Origin of the sequence: Xanthomonas campestris pv. badrii, from assembly GCF_012848175.1 — a bacterium.
GTDB lineage: Bacteria > Pseudomonadota > Gammaproteobacteria > Xanthomonadales > Xanthomonadaceae > Xanthomonas > Xanthomonas campestris_C.
This window is the reverse complement of sequence record NZ_CP051651.1, coordinates 995178-1020201: the sequence shown is the minus strand read 5'-3', so window position 1 is coordinate 1020201 and position 25024 is coordinate 995178. Positions and strand designations below refer to the sequence as shown.

The 25024-nt window shown below is 67.0% G+C and carries 21 protein-coding genes and 2 pseudogenes; 8 read left to right on the top strand and 15 right to left on the bottom strand.

Annotated elements, in window-relative coordinates; all coding sequences use genetic code 11:
* Window position 1: 1 nt before the first annotated feature.
* Genes HG421_RS04420 through lexA form a run of 3 tightly spaced genes read right to left on the bottom strand, consistent with a single transcriptional unit; the run spans window position 2 to window position 2687 of the window.
* Window positions 2–1420 carry a Y-family DNA polymerase gene (locus tag HG421_RS04420; protein ID WP_169705377.1) on the bottom strand — a complete coding sequence of 473 codons (1419 nt, stop codon included), beginning with the start codon at window positions 1418–1420 and terminating at the stop codon, window positions 2–4.
* Window positions 1421–1429: 9 nt separating this feature from the next.
* Complete coding sequence (gene imuA, locus HG421_RS04415) at window positions 1430–2080, bottom strand: translesion DNA synthesis-associated protein ImuA (protein WP_169705376.1); 651 nt, start codon at window positions 2078–2080, stop codon at window positions 1430–1432.
* A gap of 1 nt (window position 2081) precedes the next feature.
* Window positions 2082–2687 carry a transcriptional repressor LexA gene (lexA, locus tag HG421_RS04410; protein ID WP_169705375.1) on the bottom strand — a complete coding sequence of 202 codons (606 nt, stop codon included), beginning with the start codon at window positions 2685–2687 and terminating at the stop codon, window positions 2082–2084.
* 148 nt (window positions 2688–2835) lie between these two features.
* Here lexA and HG421_RS04405 point away from each other — a divergent pair, with 148 nt between their 5' ends.
* Both HG421_RS04405 and HG421_RS04400 read left to right on the top strand, forming a co-directional pair.
* Window positions 2836–3057 (top strand): AbrB/MazE/SpoVT family DNA-binding domain-containing protein, encoded by a 222-nt coding sequence (locus HG421_RS04405; RefSeq protein WP_169705374.1) that lies wholly within the window; start codon window positions 2836–2838, stop codon window positions 3055–3057.
* A gap of 8 nt (window positions 3058–3065) precedes the next feature.
* Window positions 3066–3491: a type II toxin-antitoxin system death-on-curing family toxin gene (locus tag HG421_RS04400; protein ID WP_169705373.1), complete on the top strand. Its 426-nt coding sequence runs from the start codon at window positions 3066–3068 to the stop codon at window positions 3489–3491.
* 109 nt (window positions 3492–3600) lie between these two features.
* Here the strand turns inward: HG421_RS04400 and HG421_RS04395 are convergent, their stop codons facing one another.
* The 4 genes and pseudogenes from HG421_RS04395 to HG421_RS04380 all read right to left on the bottom strand — a co-directional run.
* Entirely contained in the window at window positions 3601–4104 is a 504-nt protein-coding gene (locus tag HG421_RS04395) for a DUF6496 domain-containing protein (RefSeq protein ID WP_169705372.1), read from the bottom strand.
* A 177-nt stretch (window positions 4105–4281) separates the two neighbouring features.
* Window positions 4282–4623 (bottom strand): cupin domain-containing protein, encoded by a 342-nt coding sequence (locus HG421_RS04390; RefSeq protein WP_169705371.1) that lies wholly within the window; start codon window positions 4621–4623, stop codon window positions 4282–4284.
* Window positions 4624–4687: 64 nt separating this feature from the next.
* Entirely contained in the window at window positions 4688–5275 is a 588-nt protein-coding gene (locus HG421_RS04385; RefSeq protein WP_425533291.1) for a GIY-YIG nuclease family protein, read from the bottom strand.
* A 2-nt stretch (window positions 5276–5277) separates the two neighbouring features.
* Window positions 5278–5583 (bottom strand): annotated as a pseudogene (locus tag HG421_RS04380) (DUF763 domain-containing protein); the annotation flags it as partial.
* Window positions 5584–5901: 318 nt separating this feature from the next.
* On the opposite strand from HG421_RS04380, the gene HG421_RS04375 reads away from it, so the two are divergent.
* Genes HG421_RS04375 through HG421_RS04365 form a run of 3 tightly spaced genes read left to right on the top strand, consistent with a single transcriptional unit; the run spans window position 5902 to window position 9832 of the window.
* Complete coding sequence (locus tag HG421_RS04375; protein WP_169705369.1) at window positions 5902–6477, top strand: (2Fe-2S)-binding protein; 576 nt, start codon at window positions 5902–5904, stop codon at window positions 6475–6477.
* Window positions 6450–7538 carry an FAD binding domain-containing protein gene (locus HG421_RS04370; RefSeq protein WP_169708088.1) on the top strand — a complete coding sequence of 363 codons (1089 nt, stop codon included), beginning with the start codon at window positions 6450–6452 and terminating at the stop codon, window positions 7536–7538. Before HG421_RS04375 ends, HG421_RS04370 begins: the two co-directional genes overlap by 28 nt.
* Window positions 7535–9832, top strand: coding sequence for a xanthine dehydrogenase family protein molybdopterin-binding subunit (locus HG421_RS04365; RefSeq protein ID WP_169705368.1), 2298 nt, complete (start codon window positions 7535–7537; stop codon window positions 9830–9832). Before HG421_RS04370 ends, HG421_RS04365 begins: the two co-directional genes overlap by 4 nt.
* A 436-nt stretch (window positions 9833–10268) precedes the next feature.
* Here HG421_RS04365 and HG421_RS04360 read toward each other — a convergent pair whose 3' ends face one another.
* On the bottom strand, window positions 10269–12812 hold the full coding sequence (locus HG421_RS04360; RefSeq protein WP_169705367.1) for an excinuclease ABC subunit UvrA: 2544 nt from the start codon (window positions 12810–12812) through the stop codon (window positions 10269–10271).
* Between the two features lie 258 nt (window positions 12813–13070).
* Window positions 13071–13715, bottom strand: a complete 645-nt coding sequence (locus HG421_RS04355) for an HD domain-containing protein (RefSeq protein WP_169705366.1) — start codon at window positions 13713–13715, stop codon at window positions 13071–13073.
* 365 nt (window positions 13716–14080) lie between these two features.
* Here HG421_RS04355 and HG421_RS04350 point away from each other — a divergent pair, with 365 nt between their 5' ends.
* On the top strand, window positions 14081–14827 hold the full coding sequence (locus HG421_RS04350; protein WP_169705365.1) for an EAL domain-containing protein: 747 nt from the start codon (window positions 14081–14083) through the stop codon (window positions 14825–14827).
* Between the two features lie 144 nt (window positions 14828–14971).
* Here the strand turns inward: HG421_RS04350 and HG421_RS04345 are convergent, their stop codons facing one another.
* Together HG421_RS04345 and HG421_RS04335 are read right to left on the bottom strand one after the other, a co-directional pair.
* The gene (locus HG421_RS04345; RefSeq protein WP_169705364.1) at window positions 14972–16666 is read right to left on the bottom strand and encodes an FAD-dependent oxidoreductase; all 1695 of its coding nucleotides are present in this window, start codon (window positions 16664–16666) and stop codon (window positions 14972–14974) included.
* A gap of 475 nt (window positions 16667–17141) precedes the next feature.
* Window positions 17142–17771: an alpha-ketoglutarate-dependent dioxygenase AlkB gene (locus tag HG421_RS04335; protein ID WP_169705362.1), complete on the bottom strand. Its 630-nt coding sequence runs from the start codon at window positions 17769–17771 to the stop codon at window positions 17142–17144.
* A 334-nt stretch (window positions 17772–18105) separates the two neighbouring features.
* Between HG421_RS04335 and HG421_RS04330 the strand changes: the two genes are divergently transcribed.
* Complete coding sequence (locus HG421_RS04330; protein WP_169705361.1) at window positions 18106–20457, top strand: GH92 family glycosyl hydrolase; 2352 nt, start codon at window positions 18106–18108, stop codon at window positions 20455–20457.
* A gap of 1 nt (window position 20458) precedes the next feature.
* Here the strand turns inward: HG421_RS04330 and HG421_RS04325 are convergent, their stop codons facing one another.
* On the bottom strand, window positions 20459–21076 hold the full coding sequence (locus HG421_RS04325) for a DUF429 domain-containing protein (RefSeq protein WP_228329909.1): 618 nt from the start codon (window positions 21074–21076) through the stop codon (window positions 20459–20461).
* A gap of 273 nt (window positions 21077–21349) precedes the next feature.
* Between HG421_RS04325 and HG421_RS04320 the strand changes: the two genes are divergently transcribed.
* Window positions 21350–22252 carry an SDR family oxidoreductase gene (locus tag HG421_RS04320; protein ID WP_169705360.1) on the top strand — a complete coding sequence of 301 codons (903 nt, stop codon included), beginning with the start codon at window positions 21350–21352 and terminating at the stop codon, window positions 22250–22252.
* A gap of 93 nt (window positions 22253–22345) precedes the next feature.
* On the opposite strand, the pseudogene HG421_RS04315 reads toward HG421_RS04320, so the two are convergent.
* The 3 genes and pseudogenes from HG421_RS04315 to HG421_RS04305 all read right to left on the bottom strand — a co-directional run.
* Window positions 22346–22604 (bottom strand): annotated as a pseudogene (locus tag HG421_RS04315) (glycosyl hydrolase); the annotation flags it as partial.
* 597 nt (window positions 22605–23201) lie between these two features.
* Window positions 23202–24086, bottom strand: a complete 885-nt coding sequence (locus tag HG421_RS04310; protein ID WP_169705359.1) for an NAD(P)H-hydrate dehydratase — start codon at window positions 24084–24086, stop codon at window positions 23202–23204.
* Between the two features lies 1 nt (window position 24087).
* A complete protein-coding gene (locus HG421_RS04305; RefSeq protein ID WP_169708087.1) occupies window positions 24088–24867 on the bottom strand; it encodes a histidine phosphatase family protein in 780 nt (259 codons plus the stop codon).
* Window positions 24868–25024 lie beyond the last annotated feature (157 nt).

Here is a 25024-nt window from a genome sequence, read left to right as displayed (position 1 = left end):
CTCACGCAAACCACCCGTGCAGCATCCACCCGTCCACGTGGCCGGGTGCGGCAAACACCCAGGCGCGCCGGCCGCGCGCGGTTTCCACCACGTAATAGTCGCGTCGCGCCTCGTCGTCGTCCCACCAACCGCTTTCCAGGCGTTCCGGGCCGGACACGATGCGCAGTTGCGGATCGTGCAGCGGCACCGGTTGCGGCAGCAGCCAGGTGGGCCGCGGCGGGCGCGCCGGCGCGGCGGCTTCGCGTACTGCATCGCCGATGGCACGGCGCCAGGCACGCTCCGGGCGCGGGTCGTCGGCGGGCAACACGCGGTAGACGGCCTCATCGCCCAGCCGCGCACGCAGCCGCTCGCGCAGCTGCGGCCAGTCCACCGACTGCTGTGCGCGTTGATCGAACAGGTCGCGCATGGCCGGCACGAACGGCGGCAGCTGCCTGGCCAGCAGGCGCATCGCCACCACCGGCCGTGGAATCTCCACCCGTTCCAGCCGGTTGCGGGCCAGCTCGAACACCAGCGTGGGCGCACGCTCGGGCGTGAGCAGGCCGATCTCGACGTCGGTGGCGCCTTCTTCGTGCTCCAGCCGCAGCACGAAACGCTGCACGCCGCCATCGCGGATCGACAGATAGGTGCACAGGTCGCCGATCAACCGGCGCAGCGGGAACAGCAAGGCCGGGTGCGTTTCCACCTCGTAACCCAGCTCCACGCGCTGGTCGAAATGGTCCGGCGGCGCATAGCAGTCCAGCGGGTCATCGGCATCGCCGTAGAGACGGTCCAGATGTTCCAGCAGATCGGCCCCGAAACGCCGACGCAGGCCGTCGCGCGGCAGCGCACGGACTGCGGCAAGCGTACGCACGCCCATGTGCTGCAGGCGCTCGCCGGCATCGCCCGGCAAGGCCGCGCGGCGCACCGGCACGGTGTCCAGCGTGCGGTGCAAGGCCTGCAGTTCGGTCACCACCATGCCATCGCGCAGGCCGGCCAGCACGCGCGCCGCGCGCGGTGTGGGCGCCAGCGCAAGCCGGTGCTGGAAGCCCAACGCCTGCAGTTCATCGCGCAAGCGGCGCTCGAAGCGTGGCCAGGGGCCGAACAGGCGAAAGCTGGCCGCAGCTTCCAGCACGATGGCGCGCGACCACTGCTGGCTCACCAGCGAGCTATGCCGGTATGCCCAGGCCGCCAGAAACCGCTGCGTGCGCGCTTCGTTCTGCGCGTCGTAATCGATGGTGCGCACCTGCGTCATCAGCGCATGCGCCGCCGACAGCCGCATCCCCGCTTTCAAGCCGGCCGCTGCGGCCGCGGCATTGACCGAATGCAGGTTGCGTAGCTGCGCCGGCCCCTGCACCAGCACCAACGGCGCCTGCGGTTCTTCCAGACGCCGAAGGACAGCGTCCAGCGCCAGCTGCGGCAGCAATAGACAGGCCCACAACATGCACGCGCCTCAATGCGCCAGCCGCAGCGGCTGCGAGGGCACCTGCCCGCCGCGGCACTTGCGCACCTGCCAGGCATCGCGCTCGGGCAGGAATTCCAGCCGCAGGGCCGCCGGCGATGCATTCACCGCATGGTGCCGGTCGCGCAGCGCGAACGCGCAACAGTTGCCGCTGTCGGCCGCCACCTGCAGGCGCCGCAGGGCGCGGGCATCGCCGGTCTGCGGCCACCCCAGCACCGCCGCACAGGCACCACTGCGCAGGCATTGCTCGAACGCCCACAGTGCGTCGCGTGGCTCGGCCTGCACCACTTCCAGATGTTCCAGCACCACCCCGCCCGCCTGCCACGCCGGCGCATACGGAATGAACGGCGGCGCCACCAGCACCACCCGGCTGCCGGCGCCGGTCATGCGCGCCAGCGTGGGCAGCAGCAAGGCGATCTCTCCTACACCGTGGGCGGGCAATAAAAGCTCGGTCAGCGCGCGCCGCGGCCAGCCGCCATCGGGCAGCACTGCATCCAGCCCGGCATGCCCGGTGGCTTCGCCGCCGGTGACGGTGGCCGTGCCGTGGCCGGCCCGCCACACCGTGCGCGCCGCCAGCAATGCGTCCAGCGGCATGGCCACCGCCGCATTGCCGTGTTGTCGCGGTTGCACCGGCTCGCTCATCTCAGCCCTGCCGGATCAGGCCGCAGTAGAGCCCTTCGATCGCGAAGTCGGCATCGGCCGCCACCACGATCGGCGCATGCGCGCGGTTGCGCGGCAGCAGGCGGATACGCTCGGCACCACGCTCCAGCCGCTTGATGGTGATTTCGCCATCCACCCGCGCCACCACGATCTGCCCATTGCGCGCCTCGTTGCTGCGGTGCACGCCGACCAGGTCGCCGTCCAGGATGCCGTCGTCGATCATCGAATCCCCCTGCACCTGCAACAGGTAGTCCGGCTGCAGCGAAAACAGCGTGCGGTCCAGCCATAGCTGCCGGTCCAGGCCGATATCCGCGCCGATCGGCACACCAGCCGCCACCCGCCCCAGCACCGGCAACGCCAGCAAGGCATCGCGCCCGCCACCGCCGGGCATGCGGATGCCGCGCTTCTGGTTGGGGCGCAGTTCGATCAAGCCGGCCTCGGCCAGTGCCTGCACATGCTTTTGCGCCGCAGTGCGCGAGGCGAACCCGAACGCCTGCGCGATCTCGGCCAGGCTGGGCGAGACGCCAGCGCGGGCCTGCTCCTGCAGGAAAGCCAGCACAGCGGCGCGTTGGGGAGACAAAGTGGACATGGGTGGATGGAGACGGACGTGGCAAGGTGTACATTTGTACACCGATCGGTCGCAGCAGGCGAGATTGGCTTGCTGAGCCGCTTCAGCACAGCGCTTGCGCCTGGGTGATGCGTAAGTTATAACTTACGTATCAACGCGAGATGCCGTCATGAAACTCAAGATCACCGCCATCGGCAATTCCTCTGGCGTCATCCTGCCCAAGGAACTGCTGGCCCGCCTGCGCCTGGGCAAGGGCGACGAGCTGTATGCACTGGAAACCCCCGACGGCATCAAGTTGACCGCCTTCGACCCGACGCTGGCCGCGCAGATGGATGTGGCCGAGCAGGTGATGCGCCAGGATCGCCAAGTGCTGAACAAGCTGGCCAAGTGAACACACGCATGCTGGTCTGGATCACGCGCGCGCTTGCACTGGCGATCCACGAACGTCAATTGAGCGAGCACGGTGGCGCAGCCGGGGTGCGCGACGAGGCGCTCCTGGATTCGGCACTCGCACGCCCGCAACAGCTGTTTTCCTACGGCGCCCCCCCGCCCGATCTGGTGGAACTGACGGCCTGCCTCGCCTACGGGCTCGCGCGCAACCACCCGTTCGTGGATGGCAACAAACGCACGGCCCATGTGTGCTATCGGGTCTTTCTGCTGCTCAACGGTGCCGAGCTCACCGCCTCGCAGGAAGAGAAATACGGTGCCATGATGGGCCTGGCCGATGGAGCGTGGGACGAAGCAACATTTGCACACTGGCTGCGGCCACGCGTGCGTCTGCGCGCGGATACGCCTGTGCACGAGCCGCACGGCCATTACGGCTGAAAGCATGCCTGTGGCGCACACGCGCCGGTACTGGAGCGTGCAATGGGCAAGTCATTCAATCCCGGCAGCCGCAGCCGGCCCTTCCCTGTTACCGCATGACCGGGCGTTCTTACGGGGCACGCTTGCGCGTCGCAGCCGCCTTCTTCGCAGCCGCCTTGCGCACTGCCGGGCCCTTGGTCTTCGCGGCTTTTTTCGCCGCTGTCGAGCGCTCACTGGCCGTGCGCTTTTTTGCGGCGCGCGCAGCCTGGGCGGACAAGGCCGGCTTGCCCACCGTCTTCTTGGCGGTAGTGCGCTTGCTGGCGGTCTTCAAGGCTTTCTTGGCGCCGGCCGAGCGTGTGGGCGATACCGGTTTTTTGGAGGTCGCAGCTGCCTTGTCCTGCGCAGCCTTTTGCTTGGTGGTCTTGGACGCGGAGCTGGACGGCGCAACATCCACCCCATCGCGGCGCGCCTTGGACAACCCGATCGCAATGGCCTGCCGGGTGCTCTTCACCCCGTGCACGCCCTTGCGCACCTGGTCGATTTCTTCTTTCACATATTCGCCGGCCTGGGTACTGGCCGACTTTCCTTCGCGTTTGTCACTGGCCGCAGCGCGGCGTGTCTTGGACTGAGGCATGGCACTTCCCAGGCGATGGATGGCAACTGGATGTAACAAACACTGCGTCAATACACGGTTGGTGCGATGCTCACCTTGCGTTGAAGCGTGCCAGGCGCCTGGTCGCCATATGCGCCTGCGCAGAAGTGATCGCATCGGCATATCCGTCGATACATGCGCAATGGCACCACGATCACGCTACCCCTGTCCTGCCGGCAACGGCTCGCCCTGCGCATCGTAGGCCGGCGGGTGATAGAAGTTGACGGTCTTCAACGGCACCGGGCCGGAGTTGCGGATTTCATGCGTCTGGCCGCGCTCGATGGCGAGCAGGCTCCCACCCTGCAACGGGTGCGATTGTCCATCGACGATGGCCATGCCGTCGCCATCGACGACGTATACCCATTGGTCGGCAGCGCGGTGGCGATTGTCGGGCCCGCCTTCGCTCTGGCCCGGCGCGATCACCATCTCGGCGGCCTGCACCTGATGCAGCGAGAACAACACCTTGAAGGCCTCGGTCAATGTCAGTTGCGCGGTCCGCATGGGACATCTCCTCTGGAACTGCCGAAATGCTGGGCCGCCCGGTGTCAAGACATTGGCAATTTGCTCACCGGCTGCCGCAGTACCACGCCCAGATCGGCTCGGGCAGATGCGCCTGCAGCGGCAGATCCAGGGCGCGATATCCGTCCAGCACGTCGCGCAGCGCGCGTTGCGCCGATGTCGGCCCGACCAGGCCATCCAGTTCGTCCGGACTCAGCTGCGCGGCCGACCAGTCGTACAACCGATCGATACGCTGCGCCATCGACGCGTGTAACCAGTCGCGCAGTCCGAACACGCGGTAGCCGTGGGCCTGCAAACCACTCACCGCCAGTTCCAGTGCTTCACTCACGCCACGGAACCACTCGGTCTGCCCACCCGCGGCAACCCGGATCGCCATCGGTGCCGGTGCGTTATGCGCAAGCAAGGGGCGGCGCAGCTGCAGTTCCAGATCGCGCGCATCGCGCTCGCGTTCGGTTTCCACCAGCAGCCCACGGTCGAGATCGAAGAACGCGAACCAGCGCGGGTGCAGGCTGCCGATGCGCGCCAACGGATCACGCGAAAAGCCGATCTTGCAATGGTCTTCCCATTGGCACGGAAACACGTAGGTGAAGCAGCGGCCATCGGTTGCCACCGGCGCGCGGCGATCCCTGCGCACGGTCATCGCCGCGCGGCGCGCGCATGCGCCGGCGGCGCAGATGCAGCCGGAGCCGGCGCCGCCTCCCAGCCGAACACGCTGCGCCCACCATCACGGTGCGCATCGCGCCGTTCCTGCGCGATGTAGTCATCGACCGAGGGACCATGCGCGGTGGCTTGGAGCCGGCGCGCCTGCGCGTCCGGCCGCGCAATTGCCTGCAGGCGTTCGTCGTTGCCCAGCCGGGCCTGTTGCATCGCCTGCTTGAGCACGCCGATGGTGTGGTCGAGCACGCGCGTGGCCACCGAAAGTCGCCGGACGCGTCTGCCATGCAACGGAAAATCCGCGCTGCCGCCACGCCGGCTCATTACTGACATCTTGTTCTCATCCTGCAAGGATACCGGCGCGATGTCGCAGCAGCCGGGACGCCGGCACAGGACGCAGCCGCGTCGCTGACGCATTCAGTTCGCGGTAGTTCCTGTTGCGTGACCAGGCAATGCCTGCACGCGCAAGCGTGCCACCGTCACAACGCAGCGCGATGCCTGCATCGCAGCGTGGCAGGCATCGCTCCAGCGCCCGCGTGGTCACCCTGTCTTGACCGCAGCGCGGTCAAGGTGGTGGCCCTCCTCAGCCACCGCCACGGGGTTCGCATGAATGCCACACCCGCCACCGCCCATGACACGGCACCGGCACCCGCCACGTCCGCACCGACCTACCCGGTCAACCTTCGCATCAACGGCCAGCCCTATCACCTGCAGCTCGAAGCCTGGGTGAGCCTGCTCGACCTGTTGCGCGACCGGCTGGATCTCACCGGCACCAAGAAAGGCTGCGATCACGGCCAGTGTGGTGCCTGCACGGTGCTGGTGAACGGGCGTCGTATCAATAGCTGCCTGACGCTGGCCGTGATGCAGGATGGCGCCGACATCACCACCGTCGAAGGCCTGGCCGACGGCGAGCAACTGCATCCGTTGCAACGTGCCTTCATCGAACGCGATGCCTTCCAGTGCGGCTACTGCACACCGGGCCAGTTGTGCTCGGCCGCCGGCCTGCTCAACGAGGGCAAGGCGCATACCCGCGACCAGGTGCGCGAATTGATGAGCGGCAACCTGTGCCGCTGCGGCGCCTACCCGCAGATCACCGACGCGGTGATGGATGTGCTCGATGCATCCGGCCAGGCAAGCGACAGCACCAGCAAACCCTGGGAACCAGGGACGGTGCCGGCATGATCCCGCTCAGCTATGCGCGCGCAGACAGCATCGACGCCGCGCTCACCGCCATCGCCCCGCGCGCCGACCAGGCGCATCCCGTGCCGTCGGAAGCCCCGGTCCGGCTGATTGCCGGCGGCACCAATCTCACCGACCTGATGAAGCTGCAGCTGATGCGGCCCAGCAGCCTGGTCGACATCAATCGCCTGCCGCTGGACAGCATCACCGTGCAGCCCGATGGCGGCATGCGCCTGGGTGCACTCGCACGCAACGCCGATACCGCCTACCACCCGGAGGTGGAGACACGTTACCCGTTGTTGAGTGCGGCGATCCTGGCCGGCGCCTCGGCGCAGATCCGCAACATGGCCAGCAATGGCGGCAACCTGCTGCAGCGCACGCGCTGCATGTATTTCTACGACAGCGCCACGCCCTGCAACAAGCGCGCACCCGGCAGCGGTTGCTCGGCCATCGGCGGGCTCACCACCTACAACGCCATCCTGGGCACCAGCGCGCACTGCATCGCCACCCATCCATCGGACATGTGCGTGGCACTGGCTGCACTGGATGCAGTGGTGCAGGTGCAAGGCCGCACGGGCGAACGCGCTATCGCATTTGCCGATTTCCACCGCCTGCCCGGCGACCACCCGGAGCTGGACAGCACGCTGGCGCCGGATGAGTTGATCGTGCATATCGACCTGCCCGACGCGCAGCGTTTCGTCGCGCACAGCGCCTACCTGAAAATCCGCGAGCGCCTGTCGTATGCGTTTGCGCTGGTATCGGTTGCCGCCGCGCTGGATCTGGCCGAGGACGGCAGCATCCGCGACGTGCGCGTTGCCCTGGGTGGCGTGGCGCACAAGCCCTGGCGCAAGCCCGAGGCCGAGGCACAGCTGGCAGGCCTGCCCGCCAACGCAGACAGTTTCGCGCGCCTGGCCGACGCGTTGCTGGAGGGCGCGCAGCCGCAGGGCGCCAACGCCTTCAAGCTGCCGCTGGCACGCCGCGCCATCGTGCGCGCGCTCGAGGTCGCGCGCGAAGGCAGCATCGACAACCGCGGGCGCCCCCATGCGCTGGAGCAATCGCCATGAACGCACGCAGCACCGATCTATCCACTACCGAATTGACGCCGCCGGTCGCCGAACCCGGCACCGGCTTCCGCCCCACCGGCACGGGTGTGCCGCGCATCGATGGCCGTGCAAAAGTCACCGGCCAGGCACGCTATGCCGCCGAATGGCCGGTGCCGGACCTGGCCTATGGCGTGGTGGTCAGCAGCAGCATTGCGAAGGGAACCATCGTCGGCTTCGACCTGGCGGCCGCACGCGCGGTCCCCGGCGTGCTGGAGATCGTCACCCATGAGAATCGCCCGCATATGCGCGGCATGGATCTGTTCTACAAGGACATGACCGCACCGCCCGGCTCGCCGTTCCGGCCGCTGTACGACAACGTCGTTCTCTACAGCGGCCAGCCCGTCGCGCTGGTGGTGGCCGACACCTTCGAGGCGGCGCGGCATGCCGCGCATCTGGTGCAGGTGGAATACGCCCAGGAACCGCACCAGACCGATTTGATGACACAGCTGGACCGGGCGCACAAACCCAAGGGCATGCGGGCCGGCTTCACGCCGCCGCCCAAGGACAAGGGCAAGCCAGACACCGCCTTTGCCGATGCCGCCTGCCAGGTGCAGGCCGACTACTACAGCGGTGTGGAGCACCACAATCCGATGGAGCTGTTCGCCTCCACCGTGATCCGCGAAGACGACGGCCACTTCACCATCTACGACAAGACCCAGGGCTCGCAGAACAGCCGCTGGTATGTCTCGCATGTGTTCGGCCTGAGCAAGCGCAAGGTGACCGTGCGCAATCCATACGTGGGCGGCGCATTCGGCTCAGGGCTGCGCCCGCAATACCAGCTGGCGCTGGCGGTGATGGCATCCATCCTGCTGGACCGCTCGGTGCGCGTGGTGCTCACCCGCCAGCAGATGTTCACCTTCGGCCACCGCCCGGAAACCGTGCAGCGGCTCAAGCTCGGTGCCGACCGCGACGGCACGCTGCGTGCGATCTGGCACGAGGCCATCGCCGAAACCTCGCGCATCGAAGACTACGTCGAAGTGGTGGTCAACTGGAGCGGGCAGTTATATGCCTGCGACAACGTGCACCTGGGCTACAACCTGGTCAGCCTGGACCAGTACAGCCCGATGGACATGCGCGCCCCCGGCGCCACCCATGGCGTGCATGCACTGGAAGTGGCGATGGACGAACTGTCCTATGAAGTGGGCATCGATCCGCTGGCACTGCGGCTGAAGAACTACGCCGAGGTCAACCCGGCCGACGACACGCCATTTTCCAGCAAGGCCCTGCGCGAGTGTTATCAGCAAGGCGCCGAGCGCTTCGGCTGGTCGCAGCGTCCTCTGCAGCCACGTGCACGCAAGGAAGGCCGTGAATGGGTCGGCTGGGGCATGGCCACCGCGCAATGGGACGCGATGCAGATGTTCGCGCGTGCGCATGCCGTGCTGCATGCCGACGGGCGCCTGGTGGTGAGCAGCGCTGCCAGCGATATCGGCACCGGCACCTATACGGTGATGACGATGATCGCCGCCGAGGCGCTCGGCCTGCCGCTGGAACAGGTCACCTTCCAGCTCGGCGACTCCACCTTGCCGGTTGCTCCCATCGAAGGCGGCTCGTCGCATGTGGCCACGATCGGCTCGGCGGTGGATGGCGTGTGCGGCAAATTGCGTACCCAGCTGTTGCGGCTGGCGCAGGCCCTGCCCGATTCGCGCTTTGCACGCACCACGCTGGACGATGTGGTGTTTGCCGATGGCACCATCGCCTTGCGCGCGGACGCCAGCAGTGCCATCGCCTTGCCGGACCTGTTGCGGGCCACAGGAAAGGAGCAGATCGACGACAAGTTCCTGCTGCTGCCCAATGTGCTCAAGCAACGCAAATACACCCGCGCCACGCACGGGGCCGTGTTCGTGGAAGTGCGGGTGGACGAAGAACTGGGCACGGTGCGGGTGACGCGTGTGGTCAGCGCAATTGCCGCAGGGCGCATCCTCAACCCCACTACCGCGCGCAGCCAGATCATCGGCGGCGTGGTCTGGGGCATTGGCCAGGCCCTGCACGAGCACACCCAGGCCGATCACCGCTTCGGCCGCTTCATGAATCACGATCTTGCCCAGTATCACGTGTCTGCCAATGCCGATATCCACGACATCGAGGTGATCTTTGCAGACGAAGACGACCGCGTGGTCAGCAGCCTCGGCGCAAAGGGCGTGGGGGAGATCGGCCAGGTAGGCGTTTCTGCGGCCATCTGCAACGCCATCTTCCACGCCACCGGCAAGCGCATCCGCAGCACGCCGATGACGCCGGAGAAGATCATGGCCGATTGATTCCACGGGGTGGATCGAGGACGGTCCGCACCTTGCCGCAGACCACAGCGTACGAGCCCGGCACATGCCGGGCTCGTTGCGTCTACCGCACCGTGCGCAATGCCGCGCTATTCGCCCTCGGGCATGGGCTGACCTACGGCCGCATTGAATAAGACGAGTGCGCTTGGGCGATGCCCGCCTGCGCGCCACCGACGCCTTGCGCATCGGCGCGCATCCACCACCGCGGCCGCCACGATGCCCAGGAGGTGGTGCAGGGGTGCATCCGCGACCGCTCTGTCAGCGTGACACGCCCGGCGCACGAGCTGAAAGACTTTCGCACGCTGGTCGTGCCTGCCGGCGCAGTCGTGCGCGCCAGCGGCGCGGGGTAGCAGGCAGACAGCAACACCGGGCAACATGCGGCTCACGCAGCAACGCTGCAGCCCCAGACACCGCTGCTTTACGCCTGCATTCCCTCGCGCATCGCCTGCGCCAGGAACGGCGCGGTGCGGCTGCCATGCTGTCGCGCCACCAGCTCTGGCGTTCCGGCCACCACCACCGTGCCGCCGGCACCGCCCGCGCCCGGGCCCATGTCCAGCACCCAGTCGCTGCTGGCGGCCACGCGCATATCGTGTTCGACCACGATCACCGTATTGCCTGCCTCCACCAGCCCCTGCAACTGCGTCATCAAGGTATCCACGTCGGCCGGGTGCAGGCCGGTCGTCGGCTCGTCCAGCACGTAGACGGTGTCGCGCCGTTGGGCGCGTTGCAGCTCGGTGGCCAGCTTGATGCGCTGTGCCTCGCCGCCGGAGAGTTCGGTGGCCGGCTGGCCCAGCCGCAGATAGCCCAGCCCCACCTCGCGCAACGCCTGCAACGGCCGCAGCACGCTGGCGTGGTCGGCAAAGAACGTTGCCGCCTGGTCCACGGTCAGCTCCAGCACTTGCGCGATGGTGTGCCCGCGCAGCTCGATCTCCAGGGTCTTGGCGTTGTAGCGCGCGCCGTGGCAGGTGGGGCATGGCGCATAGACGCTGGGCATGAACAGCAACTCCACCGACACCGAGCCCTCGCCCTCGCAGGTGGCGCAGCGGCCCTTGGCCACGTTGAAGGAGAACTGCCCCGGGTCGTAGCGGCGGCGACGCGCGGCCGGTGTGGCCGCAAACGACTTGCGGACCGGGTCGAACAGGCCGGTATAGGTGGCCAGGTTGGAACGTGGCGTACGCCCGATCGGTTTCTGGTCCACGCGTACCAGCCGGCGCACGCGATCCAGCCCGCCGACGATCGCACCCTCCACCGGCACCTGGGTGCCGCGCTCCAGCGGATCCAGTGCCTGCTCATCGTCTGCCTGGCCCTGGCCCAGGTGGGCAGCAAGCAGTTCCACCAGTGCCTGGCTGATCAACGACGACTTGCCCGAGCCGGACACGCCGGTGACGGTGGTGAACACACCCAGCGGCAGATCCACATCCAGGCCACGCACGTTGTTGCGCGTAATGCCGCGCAACTGCAGCCAACCGCCTGCCTGGCGCGCATGGCGATGCACCTGCGGCGGCGCGCCGAACAGATAGCGTCGCGTGGACGATGCCTCCACCGTCTCCAGCCCGGCGGGCGGACCGCTGTACAGCACCTGCCCGCCATGCGCACCGGCGGCCGGGCCCACGTCCACGATCCAGTCGGCGTGGCGGATCACATCCACTTCGTGCTCGACCACGAACACCGAATTGCCCGCCGCCTTCAGCTGGTCCAGCGCGCCCAGCAGCGCCTGCGCATCGGCCGGGTGCAGGCCGGCCGATGGTTCGTCCATCACATACACCACGCCGAACAACTGCGAGCGGATCTGCGTGGCCAGCCGTAACCGTTGCAGTTCGCCAGGCGACAGCGTGGGCGTGCTGCGCTCCAGGCTCAGATACCCCAGGCCCAAGGCCTGCACCACGGCGATGCGCGCGCGCAGGTCTGCCGCGATGCGTTGCGCGGCGATGCGCTGTTGCGGATGCTCGGCTGCGCCCTTGTTCCTGCCCTGCGTGCGCAGGTCGGCGTCTGCCGCCGGGCGCAGCAACTCGGCCACTTCGTCCAGCGGACGCCGCGACAATTCACCGATATCCAGCCCGGCAAAGGTGACCGACAGCGCCTCGCGCCGTAGCCGCTTGCCGTCGCATTGCGGGCATTGCGTGCTCACCAGGTACTGCGCCACGCGCTTTTTCATCTGCGCGCTTTGCGTAGTGGCAAAGGTGTGCAACACATAGCGCCGGGCACTGGTGAACGTGCCCATGTAGCTGGGCTCTTCCTTGCGTTTGAGCGCGCGCTTGACCTCGTCCAGGTCGTAGCCGGCATACACCGGCACCACCGGCTGCTCGTCGGTGAAGAGAATCCAGTCGCGGGTCTTCTTCGGCAGCTTGTGCCACGGCAGATCCACATCGATGCCCAGCGTGGTGAGGATGTCTCGCTGGTTCTGGCCGTGCCAGGCACCGGGCCAGGCCGCCACCGCGCGCTCGCGGATGCTCAGGCTGCGGTCCAGCACCATGGTCGCCTCGGTCGCATCGTAGATGCGGCCCAGGCCGTGGCAGGTGGGGCAGGCACCGGCCGGCGTGTTCGGCGAAAACCCATCCGCATAGATGATCTCCTGCCCCGGCGGATAGTGGCCCGCACGCGAGTACAGCATGCGCAGCGAATTGGAGATGGTGGTGACGCTGCCCACCGACGAACGCGCGCTTGGCGCACCGCGCGCCTGCTGCAGGGCCACCGCCGGCGGCAGGCCATCGATGGCATCCACGTCCGGCACGCCCACCTGGTCGATCAGGCGACGCGCATAGGGAGAGATGGAATCCAGGTAGCGCCGCTGCGCTTCGGCAAAAATGGTACCGAAGGCCAGCGACGATTTGCCCGAGCCGGACACCCCGGTGAACACCACCAGCGCATCGCGTGGAATGTCCACGTCCACATTCTTCAGGTTGTGCTCGCGCGCGCCGCGCACGTGCACCTGGCCGGAGGAAGACGAGGTTGTGCTGGACATGACGGCCGAACCGACGTTGCAGAACGCATTAGCCTAGCGCGGCGTGCATGCAGCCAATGTCATTGCGGTGTCGTTTGGACGCACTCAACTGCTTGGATCACACGACTGCCTGGTCGAAGCCGCGGGGCGTCACCGCTCGCGGGACTTTTAAAGAGCTTACATGGACGTACTTGCAGCGTGTCCCGCGATGGTGGGCGGGCAAGGGCCCTGCAGCCAGGCAGCAGATCAGCCGCTCTAATCAGCCGCTCTAAATCGCGCTCATCCCAGCGCGTGCGTCGGCGCCGGCACCGGTTGCTCGCCGGTCTGGGCAAGTGCCTGCATCCGCATGACAACGCCACTGAACAGGCGCGCAGTTGCCGCATCGCGGGTGCGGAAGATCTCTTCCAGCGCGGCGTAGTACCACAAGGTGCCGTCGCGGCCGGCGGTAAACACGTTGAAGATGTCCTGGCCCACCGCAGGGTTTTCCAGGTCCTGCACGATGGTGCGTGCGTTGTAGAGCTTGTCGCAGCCGGATACCAGCAAGGCACGCTCCGGGGTCTTGCGCAGGTGCTCCAGGTAGGCCAGCTTGCGTTCGCGCCAATCGCGCTGGCGCGCACGCTCGCTGTTGTCCACCTCGGCCTTGTCTTCGGCGGTGGCGTCGGTGCAGGCCATCACGATGTCGGCCACGCTGTCGCCGAACTGCGCGCGGATCGACGCCTCATGACCACCCCCACAGTCTTCCACCACATCGTGCAGCAGCCCGGCGATGGCCTGCTCCTCGTCGCCACCACATTCCAGCACCAGCGTGGAGACGCCGAGCAGATGACTCAGGTACGGAATCTGCGTGCCCTTGCGCACTTGCCCGGCATGGGCGATGCGGGCGTAATCCACGGCCTGGGCGTAGCGTTCGGTGAGGGCGGTCATGGGGCTTCCGATGCGGGCGTTACGACAAGTATCGCCGAGCCCGCCCGCCGGCAGGGTGAGGACAGTGCGACGAACCAGGCGCGCCGGGCATCGGAGGGCGCGCTGCGTGGCGCGTACTCTCCGGGCATTCAATCACCGATGCGGCGTTGCGCCTGCAGCCGTCTGCCCACCGTGGGTCCACCACCGCCTGTGCCCGCTACACCGTGGTCCCCGGGCGCATCAGGACAAACGTAAGACTGTGCCGGTTCCGGGCATTGACCATGCCAACGCTGCCGGCAGCGCCGCAATCGGATTGGTCACCCTCAATGACGCGCCGTTACGGCCGATAGAACTAGGCTCGATCCCTGTCGCACGACTGCCATCCCATGCCCAGCCTTCCCATTTGCAACGCCTGCCGCGATGGTCATGCATTTCCGACCGCCATCACCATGGCCTTCCAGCCGATTGTCGATGTGGCCGCACGCACCATCTACGCCGGCGAAGCGTTGGTGCGTGGCATCAACGGCGAGTCGGCCGACAGCATCCTGGCCGCGGTAGACGCCCACAACCGCTACGCCTTCGACCAGGCCTGCCGCATCAAGGCGATCGAGTGCGCCGCACGGATCGCCCTGCCCGCACTGCTGTCGATCAATTTCATGCCCAACGCGGTCTACAACCCCGAGCACTGCCTGCGCGCCACGCTCGAGGCCACCGCACACTACGGCTGGCCGCTGGACGCGATCATCTTCGAGGTCAGCGAACAGGAACATCTGGCCGACCCGTCGCATCTGCTCGACATCCTGCGCACCTACCGCGCGCGCGGCATGAAGACCGCCATCGACGACTTCGGCGCCGGCTATGCCGGGCTCGGCCTGCTGGCCGAGTTCCAGCCGGACCTGCTCAAGCTGGACATCGCACTGGTCCGCGGCATCGACACCGACCGCAGTCGCCAGGCCATCGTGCGCCACGTCACCCGCATGTGCGAAGAACTTGGCATCGCCGTCATTGCCGAAGGCATCGAACACCCCGACGAATACCGCACCCTGCGCGACCTGGGCATTCACCTGCAACAAGGCTACCTGTTCGCCAAACCGCAGACCGGCGAACTACCGCAGGTGCATTGGCCGCAGTAGCCTGGCGCCTGCGCGCCGATGCGCCAGGCCAGCGACCCCAGTTTGCGCGTACCGCGTGGTGACAGCCTGATGGCCTGGGAACGGAGGAATCGACCGGCCACGCGCATCTGTTTTTCCGATTCCCCAATCCCGATTGCCGAACCCCTACTCTCCAGCATTGGCAAGTTCGGACACCGGCACCGGGTTGGCCTGATGGGCCAGATACTGATGAATCTGCGCGACCACTGCAGCGCCCTCGCCCACCGCCGCCGCCACGCGCTTGACCGAGCCGGCGCGCACATCGCCGATGGCGAACACACCGGGGCGATTGGTTTCCAAAGGCAGGCAGGCCGGCACCCCATCGCCGCGCGCGGTGCCGGTGATGACGAAGCCACGCGTGTCGGTGTCCACGCAGTCCTGCAACCAACCGGTATTGGGATCGGCGCCGACGAACAGGAACAGGTGCCGCAGCTCCACGCGCGTGGTCGCGCCATCGGCGCGCGTGCGCAGCGTCGCCCCCTGCAGCCCGCGCTCGTGGTCGCCGTCCAGCGCGGCCACTTCGGTGCCGGTGTGCAGCTGCACGTTGGGCAGTGCGGCAATACGTTCGATCAGGTATTGCGACATCGACGCTTCCAGGCCATCGCCGCGAATGATCAGGTGCAACTCCTTCACCCGCGGCGCCAGGAACGCGACCGCCTGGCCTGCGGAATTGCCGCCACCCACCAGCGCCACCACGCCGCCCTCGCATAGCCGCGCCTCCACCGGCGAAGCCCAGTACGACACGCCATGGCCTTCAAAGCGATCCAGCCCGTCGATCTCCGGGCGCCGGTAGCGCGCGCCCGAGGCGATCACCACGGTGCTGGCCAGCAGCTGCTTGCCGTCGGCCAGATCCAGCTTCAGCGTGCCATCGTCGCGCCCGCACTCCAGGGTGGCTGCCTCGATCGGGATCGCCAGCTCGGCCCCGAATTTCAGCGCCTGGTTGTAGGCGCGTCCCGCCAGCGCCTGCCCGGAAATCCCGGTGGGAAAGCCCAGATAATTTTCGATACGCGCCGACGCGCCGGCCTGGCCGCCGATGGCGCGCTGGTCCATCACCAGCACCGACAGACCTTCGGAGGCGGCGTACACCGCCGTGGCCAGACCCGCGGGGCCGGCACCGACGATGGCCACGTCGTAGCGCTTGTCCGGGTCGATGTCCGGTGTCATGCCCAGGCAATGCGCGGCTTCGGCATCGCTGGGCTGGCGCAGCACGCGGCCGCTGGGGCAGACCATCACCGGCAGATCGTGCTCCTGGATGCCCAGGCGCTCGACCAGCGCGCGGCCATCGTCGTTGGAGATGTCCACCACCGTGTTGGGGTAACCGTTGCGGGTCAAAAACCCCTGAAGCCGCGTCAGATGCCTGTCGTCCGGTGCCCCGATCAACACCGAGCCGGAGGCATCGCCCTCGATCAGGCCCACGCGGCGCAGGATCAGCGCACGCATCACCACTTCGCCCACTTCGGCAGAACTGATCATCAATGCGCGCAGGTGCGCGGTGTCGAACGGCAGTGCCAGGCAGCCATCCGGCCCGGCCCGCCCGGCCGCCAGCGACGCGCGACCGGCCAGCTGGCTCACCTCGCCGGTGAACTGCCCGGGCGTATGCCGGGTGATCGGTTTTTCGTTGCCCAGGCCGTCTCGGCGCACCACTTCGATGACGCCTTCCAGCACCACCCACACCGGTGCGTGCGCATCGCCGACATCGAACACGGTGTCGCCGGCGGCAAAGCGCCGCGCCGGCCCGCTGGCGAAGCGCCGCGTGATCGCCAACTGGCCCGCGTCCAGTTCGGGAAACATCTGATGGTGGCGGGTATCGTCCAGGGGCATGGATCGGCAACGCAGGTGGGAGGGAGGGATGCATGCAAGCATGGACAGGGGTGATGGCAATGGCAATCACCCGAAATGGGCAATGCCACCTGGCTTGCGAAAGCCGCTCCGTGCAAGCGCACCCAACCGATGCAGGCGCCGCATCGAGGCCACGCTGGCCGAACAGGGATAAGAACAGCTGATGCAATCACTGCGCAGCCACCCGGCAGACGCGGCTGAAGCTCGGAAGCGGCTTGCACCGCTTGCCACCCCGGTTCCGGGCGCTGTGCCTATCCATCTGACGACTGCTGCCCGAGACGTCTTGGCCGCTCCAAGCCGGTGGCAGGCCACAGCGCTGCACAACGACTCCGGGCCGCGCAGCAAACGTGCAAGCAGCTGTCATGTGACGGTGGACCGCACCAGGTCGTGAACAGGCCAACACGATGGCGGACGACGGCTGGACCTGCCTGCCGCACGACGGCGCCGCTAGTGGCCTTCACTGCGGCACGGGCGCCCAATGCGGTCCGTGCTTGCCGGCGGCCATGCGTGCCGCCGGTCGCACGCGAAACACCACGCTCACCCGCTCGCCCACCGCGCGTGCGGTCTTGGGGATGCCGTGCTCATGGGTCAGTTGCGAGGCATGGCTCATCGCCAACAGGCTACCTGGCGCCAGGTCCAGCGCAGTCGCGCGCGCACTGCCGTCCTTGGCGCGCAACGTCATGCGCCGTGCGCTGCCCAGCGACACCAGGGCGATCGGGTACGGCGCCACCAGCGTCTGTAGCTTGTCGTGATGCATCGCCACGCTGTCGCGCCCGTCGCGGTACAGGTTCAGGCCCACCGCGTTGTAGGGCGCGGGCAACACCGCCTGCACCGCATCGCTGAGCTGCAACAACGGCAACCCCGGGGGCAGCGCCGCATCCAGTGCATACGAGGCCAGCAGGCGCGGCACCTCCACCACGCGGTCATACATTTCCCGGCGCTGGCTGTGCCAGTTCGCCCCGTCGCGCAGCGCGCGAAAACAGGCTTGCGCCAGCTCGGGCGCAAGCAGCTGCGGCCAATAGCGTACGCCGCCCTCGGCATCCTCCAGCACCTGCAGCGGCGCGCTTGGCGTATCGAACAGATCCATCGACGGGATATGCGGGCGATGCGGCAAATTTCAGCGGGCTGCCGGCACACGAACATTACCCCGCTGCCATTGTGTGGAATCGGTCGGCGACTCCACGCCGCGGTTGCGCAGCGAACACCATCGAAGCATCCACTGATGACGAACAGCATTTGGCGGGGGGCCGCGACAGCCTGCCCCCGCAGCATGCGATACCCGCACAGGCCAGAACTTCGCAGCCAGGATCGACAAGCTGGCGACCTCGACCACACTGAGCATGATGCGTGCTTCCGCAACGATGGCTCACCGCTGCCGCTGTGCTACGGTCCGGCGCTGCATCCGCCCGGAGCCGTTTCGCATGCCGCATCGATCGATCGTTTTCCGCCTGCGCTGGCTGGCCATGTTCGCCGCCGTCGCGTCGTTCGCGTGTCCCGCCGCCCCGCGCACAGCCGCGTCCGCCTTCGAAGCAGTGGACCCGTTCATCGGCACCGGTGGCGAAGGCCATACCTATCCCGGCGCCACGGTGCCGTTCGGCATGGTGCAGTTGAGCCCGGATACGCAGATCAAGCCACGCAAGCAGGCCTACGGCTGGGCGGCGGGATACCGACACAGCGACGGCACCATCGTGGGGTTTTCGCATACGCATTTTTCCGGCTCCGGGCACTCGGACCTGGGCGACATCCTGCTGATGCCTCAAACAGGCGAGGTCAAGCTGGAACGCGGCGATGCCAGCACACCGGGCAGCGGCTACACCGCACAGTTCGACCATGCCAGCGAACAGGCGCAGCCCGGCTACTACGCCGTGACCTTGAAAGACCGCAATATCCGCGCCGAACTCACCGCCAGTGCGCGCGTGGGCGTGCACCGCTACCAGTTCCCCAAGGGCGCAGCGGCGCATGTGCTGGTGGACCTGCGCACCAGCCTGTACGACTACCCCGGCAAGGTGCAGTGGTCGCGGCTGCGCGTGCGCGCCGATGGCACCGTGACCGGCTTTCGTGAAACGCGCGGTTGGGCACCGGGCCGGCAACTGTATTTCGCCATGCGCTTCTCGCGCGCGCTCACTGCCACGCAGTTGCACGACACCGAACAGGACATCCCATACAAGGGCTTCCCTCCGCCGGGCGACAAGAACCCCGCGCAGCGCGCGCAGATCGAAGGCCGGCAACTGGTCGGTGTGTTCGATGTCGCCAACGACGGCACCCCGCTGGTGGTCACCGTGGCGCTGTCCCCGGTCAGCGAGGCCGCGGCCATCGCCAACCTGCACGCCGAAGTGCCCGGCTTCGACTTCGACCGCGTGCGCGCCGATGCGCGTGCGCAATGGACGCAGGCGCTGGCGGCAATCGACGCGCAGGGCACGCCGCGGCAACGCACCCAGCTCTACACCGCGCTGTATCACAGCCTGCTCGGCCCCACGCTGTTCATGGATAGCGACGGCGGCTATCGCGGCCCGGACAATGCCGTGCATCGCGCCGATGGATGGGCCAACTATTCCACCTTCTCGCTGTGGGATACCTACCGCGCGCTGCACCCGCTACTTACGCTGGTGCAGCCGCCGCAACGCAGCAGCGACATGGTCAATTCATTGCTCGCCGCACGCCGCGACAGCGCCTACGGCATCCTGCCCGTGTGGGCGTTCCATGGCCTGGAAACCTGGTGCATGATCGGCTACCACGCCGTGCCGGTGATCGCCGACGCGTACATGAAAGGCATCGGCGGCTTCGACGCAGAGGAAGCCTTGCAGGCCATGGTCGCCAGCGCCAACTACGGCCCGTACGATGGCATTGCGCAATACCGCGAGCTGGGCTACGTGCCCATCGACGAAGAAGGCGAAGCCGCCTCCAAGACGCTGGAATATGCCTTCGACGACTGGACCATCGCGCGCATGGCCGACAAGCTCGGCAAGCCCACCATCGCCGCAGAATTCAGCAAACGCGCCGGCAACTGGAAGCACGCCTTCGACCCGGCCACCGGCTACATGCGCGCGCGTACCCGCGCCGGCAACTTCCGCGAACCGTTCGACCCCTCGGCCAGCGGCTACGGCAGCGACTACACCGAAGGCAATGCCTGGCAGTACTCGTGGTACGTGCCGCAGGACGTGGCCGGCCTGGCCGCAGCGCATGGCGGCCAAGACAAGCTGTTGGCGCGCCTGGACGCCGTATTCGATGCCGAGGTCGATCCCAAGGTGTTCGAGCACATGGAAGACATCACCGGCCTGATCGGTTGGTATGCGCACGGCAACGAACCCAGCCACCATGTGGCCTATCTCTACGCGTATGCCGGCCAGCCTTGGCGCACGCAGGCGCGCCTGAAGCAGATCGTGGACAGCCAATACCACGCCGGCCCGGAGGGCCTGGCCGGCAACGACGATCTGGGCCAGATGTCGGCCTGGTACGTGTTCACCACGCTGGGCTTCTACCCGGTGGCGCCGGGCAGCAACCAATACATCATCGGCCGCCCGTTCCTGCCGCGCACCACCCTCAACCTGCCCAACGGCAAGCGCTTCAGCGTGATCGCCGATGGCCTCAGCGACGCAGGCACCTACATCGGCAGTGCCACCCTCAACGGCAAGGCATTGCATCGCGCCTACCTTACGCACGAAGAAATCCAGGCCGGTGGCGAACTGCGCTTCCGCATGCAGGCCATGCCGAACACGCAGTGGGCCACGGACCCGGCGCAGCGGCCGTATTCGATGTCGGTGCAGACGCGCTGAGTCAGTAGTGGATGCCCATGCGTAGCCCGCAGGCGTCGTGCTCCACCACCGCCGGCAGGCTGCCGGCGGTACCTGCGGCAATGCGCTGCGCGCTCCAGCAGGCCACCAGGGCATTGAGCACATCGTCCGGCTTGGCCAGCGCACGCGGCACGCGCTCCAGCAATGCAGCCACCTGCCTGGCGCCATAGCACTGGCCCAGCAAGGCGGCGCGCTGTTGGTGGCCTGCACTGATCTTCTTGCCCGCCGCCAGGCCGTGCCCGCCGGCGAGCACGGAGAACGACACCTCCGGGTGCACCTCGAACACGCGCTCCGCCCACGGCGGATCGGCGCGCAAGGCATCGTCCCAGGCGCGAATCTTGGACAGTAGCGCAAACGACTGCACGCCAAAGCCACGCTGGCCGTCGTGATCCAGCACCCGATGCAACGCAGACGCTTCCACCTGCGTGGGTGCATGCAGCATGCCGCGCAATGGCGCGGCAAAGATACTGGATGCGCGGCGCCCACCAACAAAGCGCCGCGCCTGCACATCCGCAGCGCGGGGCGCGTGCTCGCTCAGACCGATCGGGATATCCACGCCCAGCACGGCGACGTCCCCCAATGCGCTCGCCACCGCGGCCACCGTGGGGTAGCCAGCACACTACAATCCATCGCCGGCCTGCCCCACCGCCAGCCAGCCGCTGTTGGCGCCATCGATCCCTACACACTGCATTGCGGTCCTCCCGGTCGTGGCCTGCGTGCACGGCGCAGCAGCGCCGCACGCGCGCCACCTGCGTAGTGCGTTCACATCATGCACAACATTCGTTCACCCCCACGCATCGCCGTGGTTTCCAGACTGCACTGCATCGGCCGCAGCACGCTGCGGCTTGCCGTCCCCCAATGCAGGAGCCAGTGCATGTCCAGCACCAAGAACCAGTACGAAATGCAGAACCCCCTTACCCAGTTTCCGCAGCCCAAGTTCCCCGAGCAGACCCAGGAAGCGCCGGGCACCATCCATGCGCTGCAGCCCAAGGCCGATCATGGCGAGCAGAGCTACCAGGGCTTCGGCCGACTCAAGGGCCGCAAAGCGCTGATCACCGGCGCCGACTCGGGAATCGGCCGCGCCACCGCCATTGCGTATGCGCGCGAAGGCGCGGATATCGTGCTGAACTACCTGCCGGAAGAAGAGCAGGACGCGGCGGAAGTGGTGAAGTTGATCCAGGCCGAAGGCGGCAAAGCGATTAGCGTCCCCGGCGACCTCAAGGACGAAGCGTTTTGCAATACGCTCGTGGCGCGTGCGGTCAAGGAACTCGGCGGGCTGGATCTGCTGGTCAACATCGCCGGCAAGCAGACCGCCATCAAGGACATCGCCGACATCACCACCGAGCAGTTCGATGCCACCTACAAGACCAATGTGTATGCGATGTTCTGGCTGTGCAAGGCGGCCATTCCACATCTGCCGCCGGGCGCATCCATCATCAACACCGGCTCGATCCAGTCCTATCAGCCCTCGCCTACCCTGCTCGACTACGCCTCCACCAAGGCGGCCATCGTCAACTTCACCAAGGGGCTGGCGCAGCAGGTGGCCGACAAGGGCATCCGCGTCAACGCCGTGGCACCTGGTCCGGTGTGGACCCCGCTGCAGCCCAGCGGTGGGCAGCCGCCCGAAAAGATTCCCGACTTCGGCTCGGAAACTCCGCTCAAGCGTGCCGGTCAACCCGTAGAGATGGCGCCGCTGTATGTCATCCTGGCGTCGCAGGAATCCAGCTACGTGACTGGCGAAGTGTTCGGCGCCACCGGCGGCTTGCTGCTGTCCTGAGCCACCTGAGAGTACGCATCCAGCGTTATGCCCCCCCTGCCGATCGCTGCAAGCGCAGCGGTCGGCAGGCGTTTATTCCATCGCGTTTTTTATTGCCACGGCGGACACGTTCTCCACCATCGGCGCGAACCCGCCCAGGTCGCGTACCAATGAAATCCCGTGCCCAGGCATATTTGGACGCGTCGGGATGGACGAAGATCACATGCGCGCGGTGCACCATCATGTCGCGGTTGTGGTCCCACACGATGATCTTACGGTCGCCATAGCCGGCAGTGGCCATGGTCGGTCCCAGGTGCTTCTTCAGGAACTCGGCCGAGAACAGCATCGACTCCCAGGTCTGCACCGGCATTGGCCAGCGCACCCAGCACGCCCACCGTTCCCACCACTCGCTCCATCGACCACGCCATCGTTTGATTCACCACGCACCCTCCCAGGTTGCACAAGCGCGCAGCCTGGTCGAGCAAAGCGCTGCAACATGACCTGCCAAACGAAAGCAAGCGCGAATGAGTTCCTTCTCCCATCGGGAGAAGGTGGCGCACAGCGCCGGATGAGGGTACGGGCGCATGCGGAGCCTGCTTGTGTGCGTGATTGCTTCCTCGCACAGCGATTCGAAGCGAACAAGCAAATCAAGCTGGCTGTAAGACAGCGGAGCGATCGTACCCTCACCCCAACCCCTCTCCCGACGGGAGAGGGGCTATTTTCCGCTATGGACACATGCGATAGCCGATCCACGATTCCAGGCGCTTCGAGCGGAGCTCGTTGAACGCTCGCACGCACGAGAGCGGTTTCAGAAGCCCTTCTCCCATCGGGAGAAGGTGGCGCGCAGCGCCGGATGAGGGTACGGGTGCACGCGGAGCATGAGTGCGCAGCGATGCGAGTAAACATCAACCGTCTGCAACACGGTCGAGCCATCGCACCCTCACTCCAACCCCGCTCCCGACGGGGAAAGCTACTTATCCGTTGTGGACACACGCGATAACCGGTCCACGATTCCCGGCACGTGCAGCGGGATTTCTCGCGCCAGAAACCCCACCGTACCGATCCGCCTGGCCAGCTGCTTGCCGGCTGCTGCATGCACAAACACGCCCCATAGCGCGGCGGTCAATGCATCGCTCCCACGCGCCGCAAATCCCGCAATCAGTCCAGCCAAGGTATCGCCCGAGCCGGAGGTGCCCAAGCCCGGCACACCGCCGCGGTGCACCCACAGCGCGCCTTCAGGCCCGGCGATGAAACTGTCGGCGCCTTTGACGATCACCACGCTGCGCATCTTCTTTGCAAAGGCCAGCGCGTAGTCGCCAGGCGCCGCCTCCACTGCCGTCTTGTCGTCGCCGGCCAACGCAGCCATTTCGCCGGCATGCGGCGTCAGCACGAACGGCCGCCCGGCCGGCGCGCGCAGGCTTTTCGACAACGCGCCGGCATCCAGCACCAACGTACACACCGCCTGCGCAATGGCGCGCTTGACCAGCGCCGCTGTGGTACTGGTGGAGGCCATCCCCGGGCCGATCACCGCTGCATCGCAGGCAGCCATCGCCGCATCCAGCGCACGGTGCCCGCGCACGATCTCGCCCTGCCCGTTCTGCCCCAACCCAAGCACCAAGGCTTCCGGCACGGCCAAGGCCATGCCCGGCGCCACGCTTGCCGCCGTGGCGATCTGCAACTTGCCCGCGCCCGCACGCAGCGCGGCTTCTCCTGCCAACAGCGCCGCACCAGGCACCCGCATCGACCCGCCCACAATCAGCACCCGCCCCCGCTGCTCCTTGTCTCCGCCGGGCGATGGCAACGGCATCGTGCGCAACGCCGCAGCCGTCAAGATGCGCAGCCGCGGGGCGCTCATCTCAGCGCGCTCCGGCCGGGCGATCGGACTCGGTGGTTACCGGCTCGTCGGCCAGTTCCGGCGGCACGAACTTGGTCCGGATCAGCTCCAGCGATTGCCCATCGGCAGCGGCCGCATATTCGGTAACGCCGCAATTGGGCACATCGCCTTCGCGGTCGATCGCCAGGATGGTGGCCTCGTCCATCCGCTCGATCAGATAACGGAAGCAATTGACGATCACCTGGTGCCCTACGATCAGCACGCGCGCACCCACATGGTTGCGCTGCAGATCGCCCACGATGCTGCGCAGGCGAAAGATCACATCGCACCAGCTCTCGCCACCAGGCGGGCGGAAGTAGAACTTGCCTACCAGATTGCGTTGTTCGAACAATGCCGGAAAGGCCTCGCGGATGCCCGACGTGGTGTAGCGATCGAGCACGCCAAATTCCTTCTCACGCAAGCGCTCATCCACGCTGACTGCACCGGCTGGCTGCCCCAACGCTTGCGCAACCGCCGCTGCAGTCTGCCGCGCACGTACGTACGTTGAACTCAGAATCAGGGTTGGCCGCTCATGTTCCGGCAGACCCGCAATCCATGCGCCCAGCGCATCTGCCTGGCGCTCGCCTAGCGGCGACAATGGAATATCCGCATCGCGATGCTCCAGCTCGATCAACGCCGCCCCATTGGACTCGGCCACATCGCGCGCCACGTTGCCCGCACTTTGCCCATGTCGTACCACCCATAACCGCGCCGGCCAGCGCGCCGACACGCCCGCAACCGCACTGTTCTCACTCACATGCATCTCCTGCAACCAGACCTCACGTGTCGCACAGCCGCCGTGAAAAATCGGTTGATCCATGCCGCCTGCCCACAGTGCAGGTCGCCTTGCAAGCACCATGACTGATGGCACAGACGCAAGCGAACGCAACGGATAGGCAACGCTGCGCCGGTATACTGCA

Excerpts from the sequence above, each read along its gene's own strand:
- HG421_RS04345 (WP_169705364.1), bottom strand. The coding sequence starts at position 16,666 with ATGCCCCTGGACGATACCCGCCACCATCAGATGTTTCCCGAACTGGAC.
- HG421_RS04330 (WP_169705361.1), top strand. The coding sequence starts at position 18,106 with ATGCCGCATCGATCGATCGTTTTCCGCCTGCGCTGGCTGGCCATGTTC.
- HG421_RS04305 (WP_169708087.1), bottom strand. The coding sequence starts at position 24,867 with ATGCATGTGAGTGAGAACAGTGCGGTTGCGGGCGTGTCGGCGCGCTGG.
- HG421_RS04390 (WP_169705371.1), bottom strand. The coding sequence starts at position 4,623 with ATGCGGACCGCGCAACTGACATTGACCGAGGCCTTCAAGGTGTTGTTC.
- HG421_RS04420 (WP_169705377.1), bottom strand. The coding sequence starts at position 1,420 with ATGTTGTGGGCCTGTCTATTGCTGCCGCAGCTGGCGCTGGACGCTGTC.
- HG421_RS04320 (WP_169705360.1), top strand. The coding sequence starts at position 21,350 with ATGTCCAGCACCAAGAACCAGTACGAAATGCAGAACCCCCTTACCCAG.
- imuA (WP_169705376.1), bottom strand. The coding sequence starts at position 2,080 with ATGAGCGAGCCGGTGCAACCGCGACAACACGGCAATGCGGCGGTGGCC.
- HG421_RS04355 (WP_169705366.1), bottom strand. The coding sequence starts at position 13,715 with ATGACCGCCCTCACCGAACGCTACGCCCAGGCCGTGGATTACGCCCGC.
- HG421_RS04375 (WP_169705369.1), top strand. The coding sequence starts at position 5,902 with ATGAATGCCACACCCGCCACCGCCCATGACACGGCACCGGCACCCGCC.
- HG421_RS04310 (WP_169705359.1), bottom strand. The coding sequence starts at position 24,086 with ATGAGCGCCCCGCGGCTGCGCATCTTGACGGCTGCGGCGTTGCGCACG.
- HG421_RS04335 (WP_169705362.1), bottom strand. The coding sequence starts at position 17,771 with ATGGATCTGTTCGATACGCCAAGCGCGCCGCTGCAGGTGCTGGAGGAT.
- lexA (WP_169705375.1), bottom strand. The coding sequence starts at position 2,687 with ATGTCCACTTTGTCTCCCCAACGCGCCGCTGTGCTGGCTTTCCTGCAG.
- HG421_RS04365 (WP_169705368.1), top strand. The coding sequence starts at position 7,535 with ATGAACGCACGCAGCACCGATCTATCCACTACCGAATTGACGCCGCCG.
- HG421_RS04395 (WP_169705372.1), bottom strand. The coding sequence starts at position 4,104 with ATGCCTCAGTCCAAGACACGCCGCGCTGCGGCCAGTGACAAACGCGAA.
- HG421_RS04350 (WP_169705365.1), top strand. The coding sequence starts at position 14,081 with ATGCCCAGCCTTCCCATTTGCAACGCCTGCCGCGATGGTCATGCATTT.
- HG421_RS04400 (WP_169705373.1), top strand. The coding sequence starts at position 3,066 with ATGCTGGTCTGGATCACGCGCGCGCTTGCACTGGCGATCCACGAACGT.
- HG421_RS04405 (WP_169705374.1), top strand. The coding sequence starts at position 2,836 with ATGAAACTCAAGATCACCGCCATCGGCAATTCCTCTGGCGTCATCCTG.
- HG421_RS04360 (WP_169705367.1), bottom strand. The coding sequence starts at position 12,812 with ATGTCCAGCACAACCTCGTCTTCCTCCGGCCAGGTGCACGTGCGCGGC.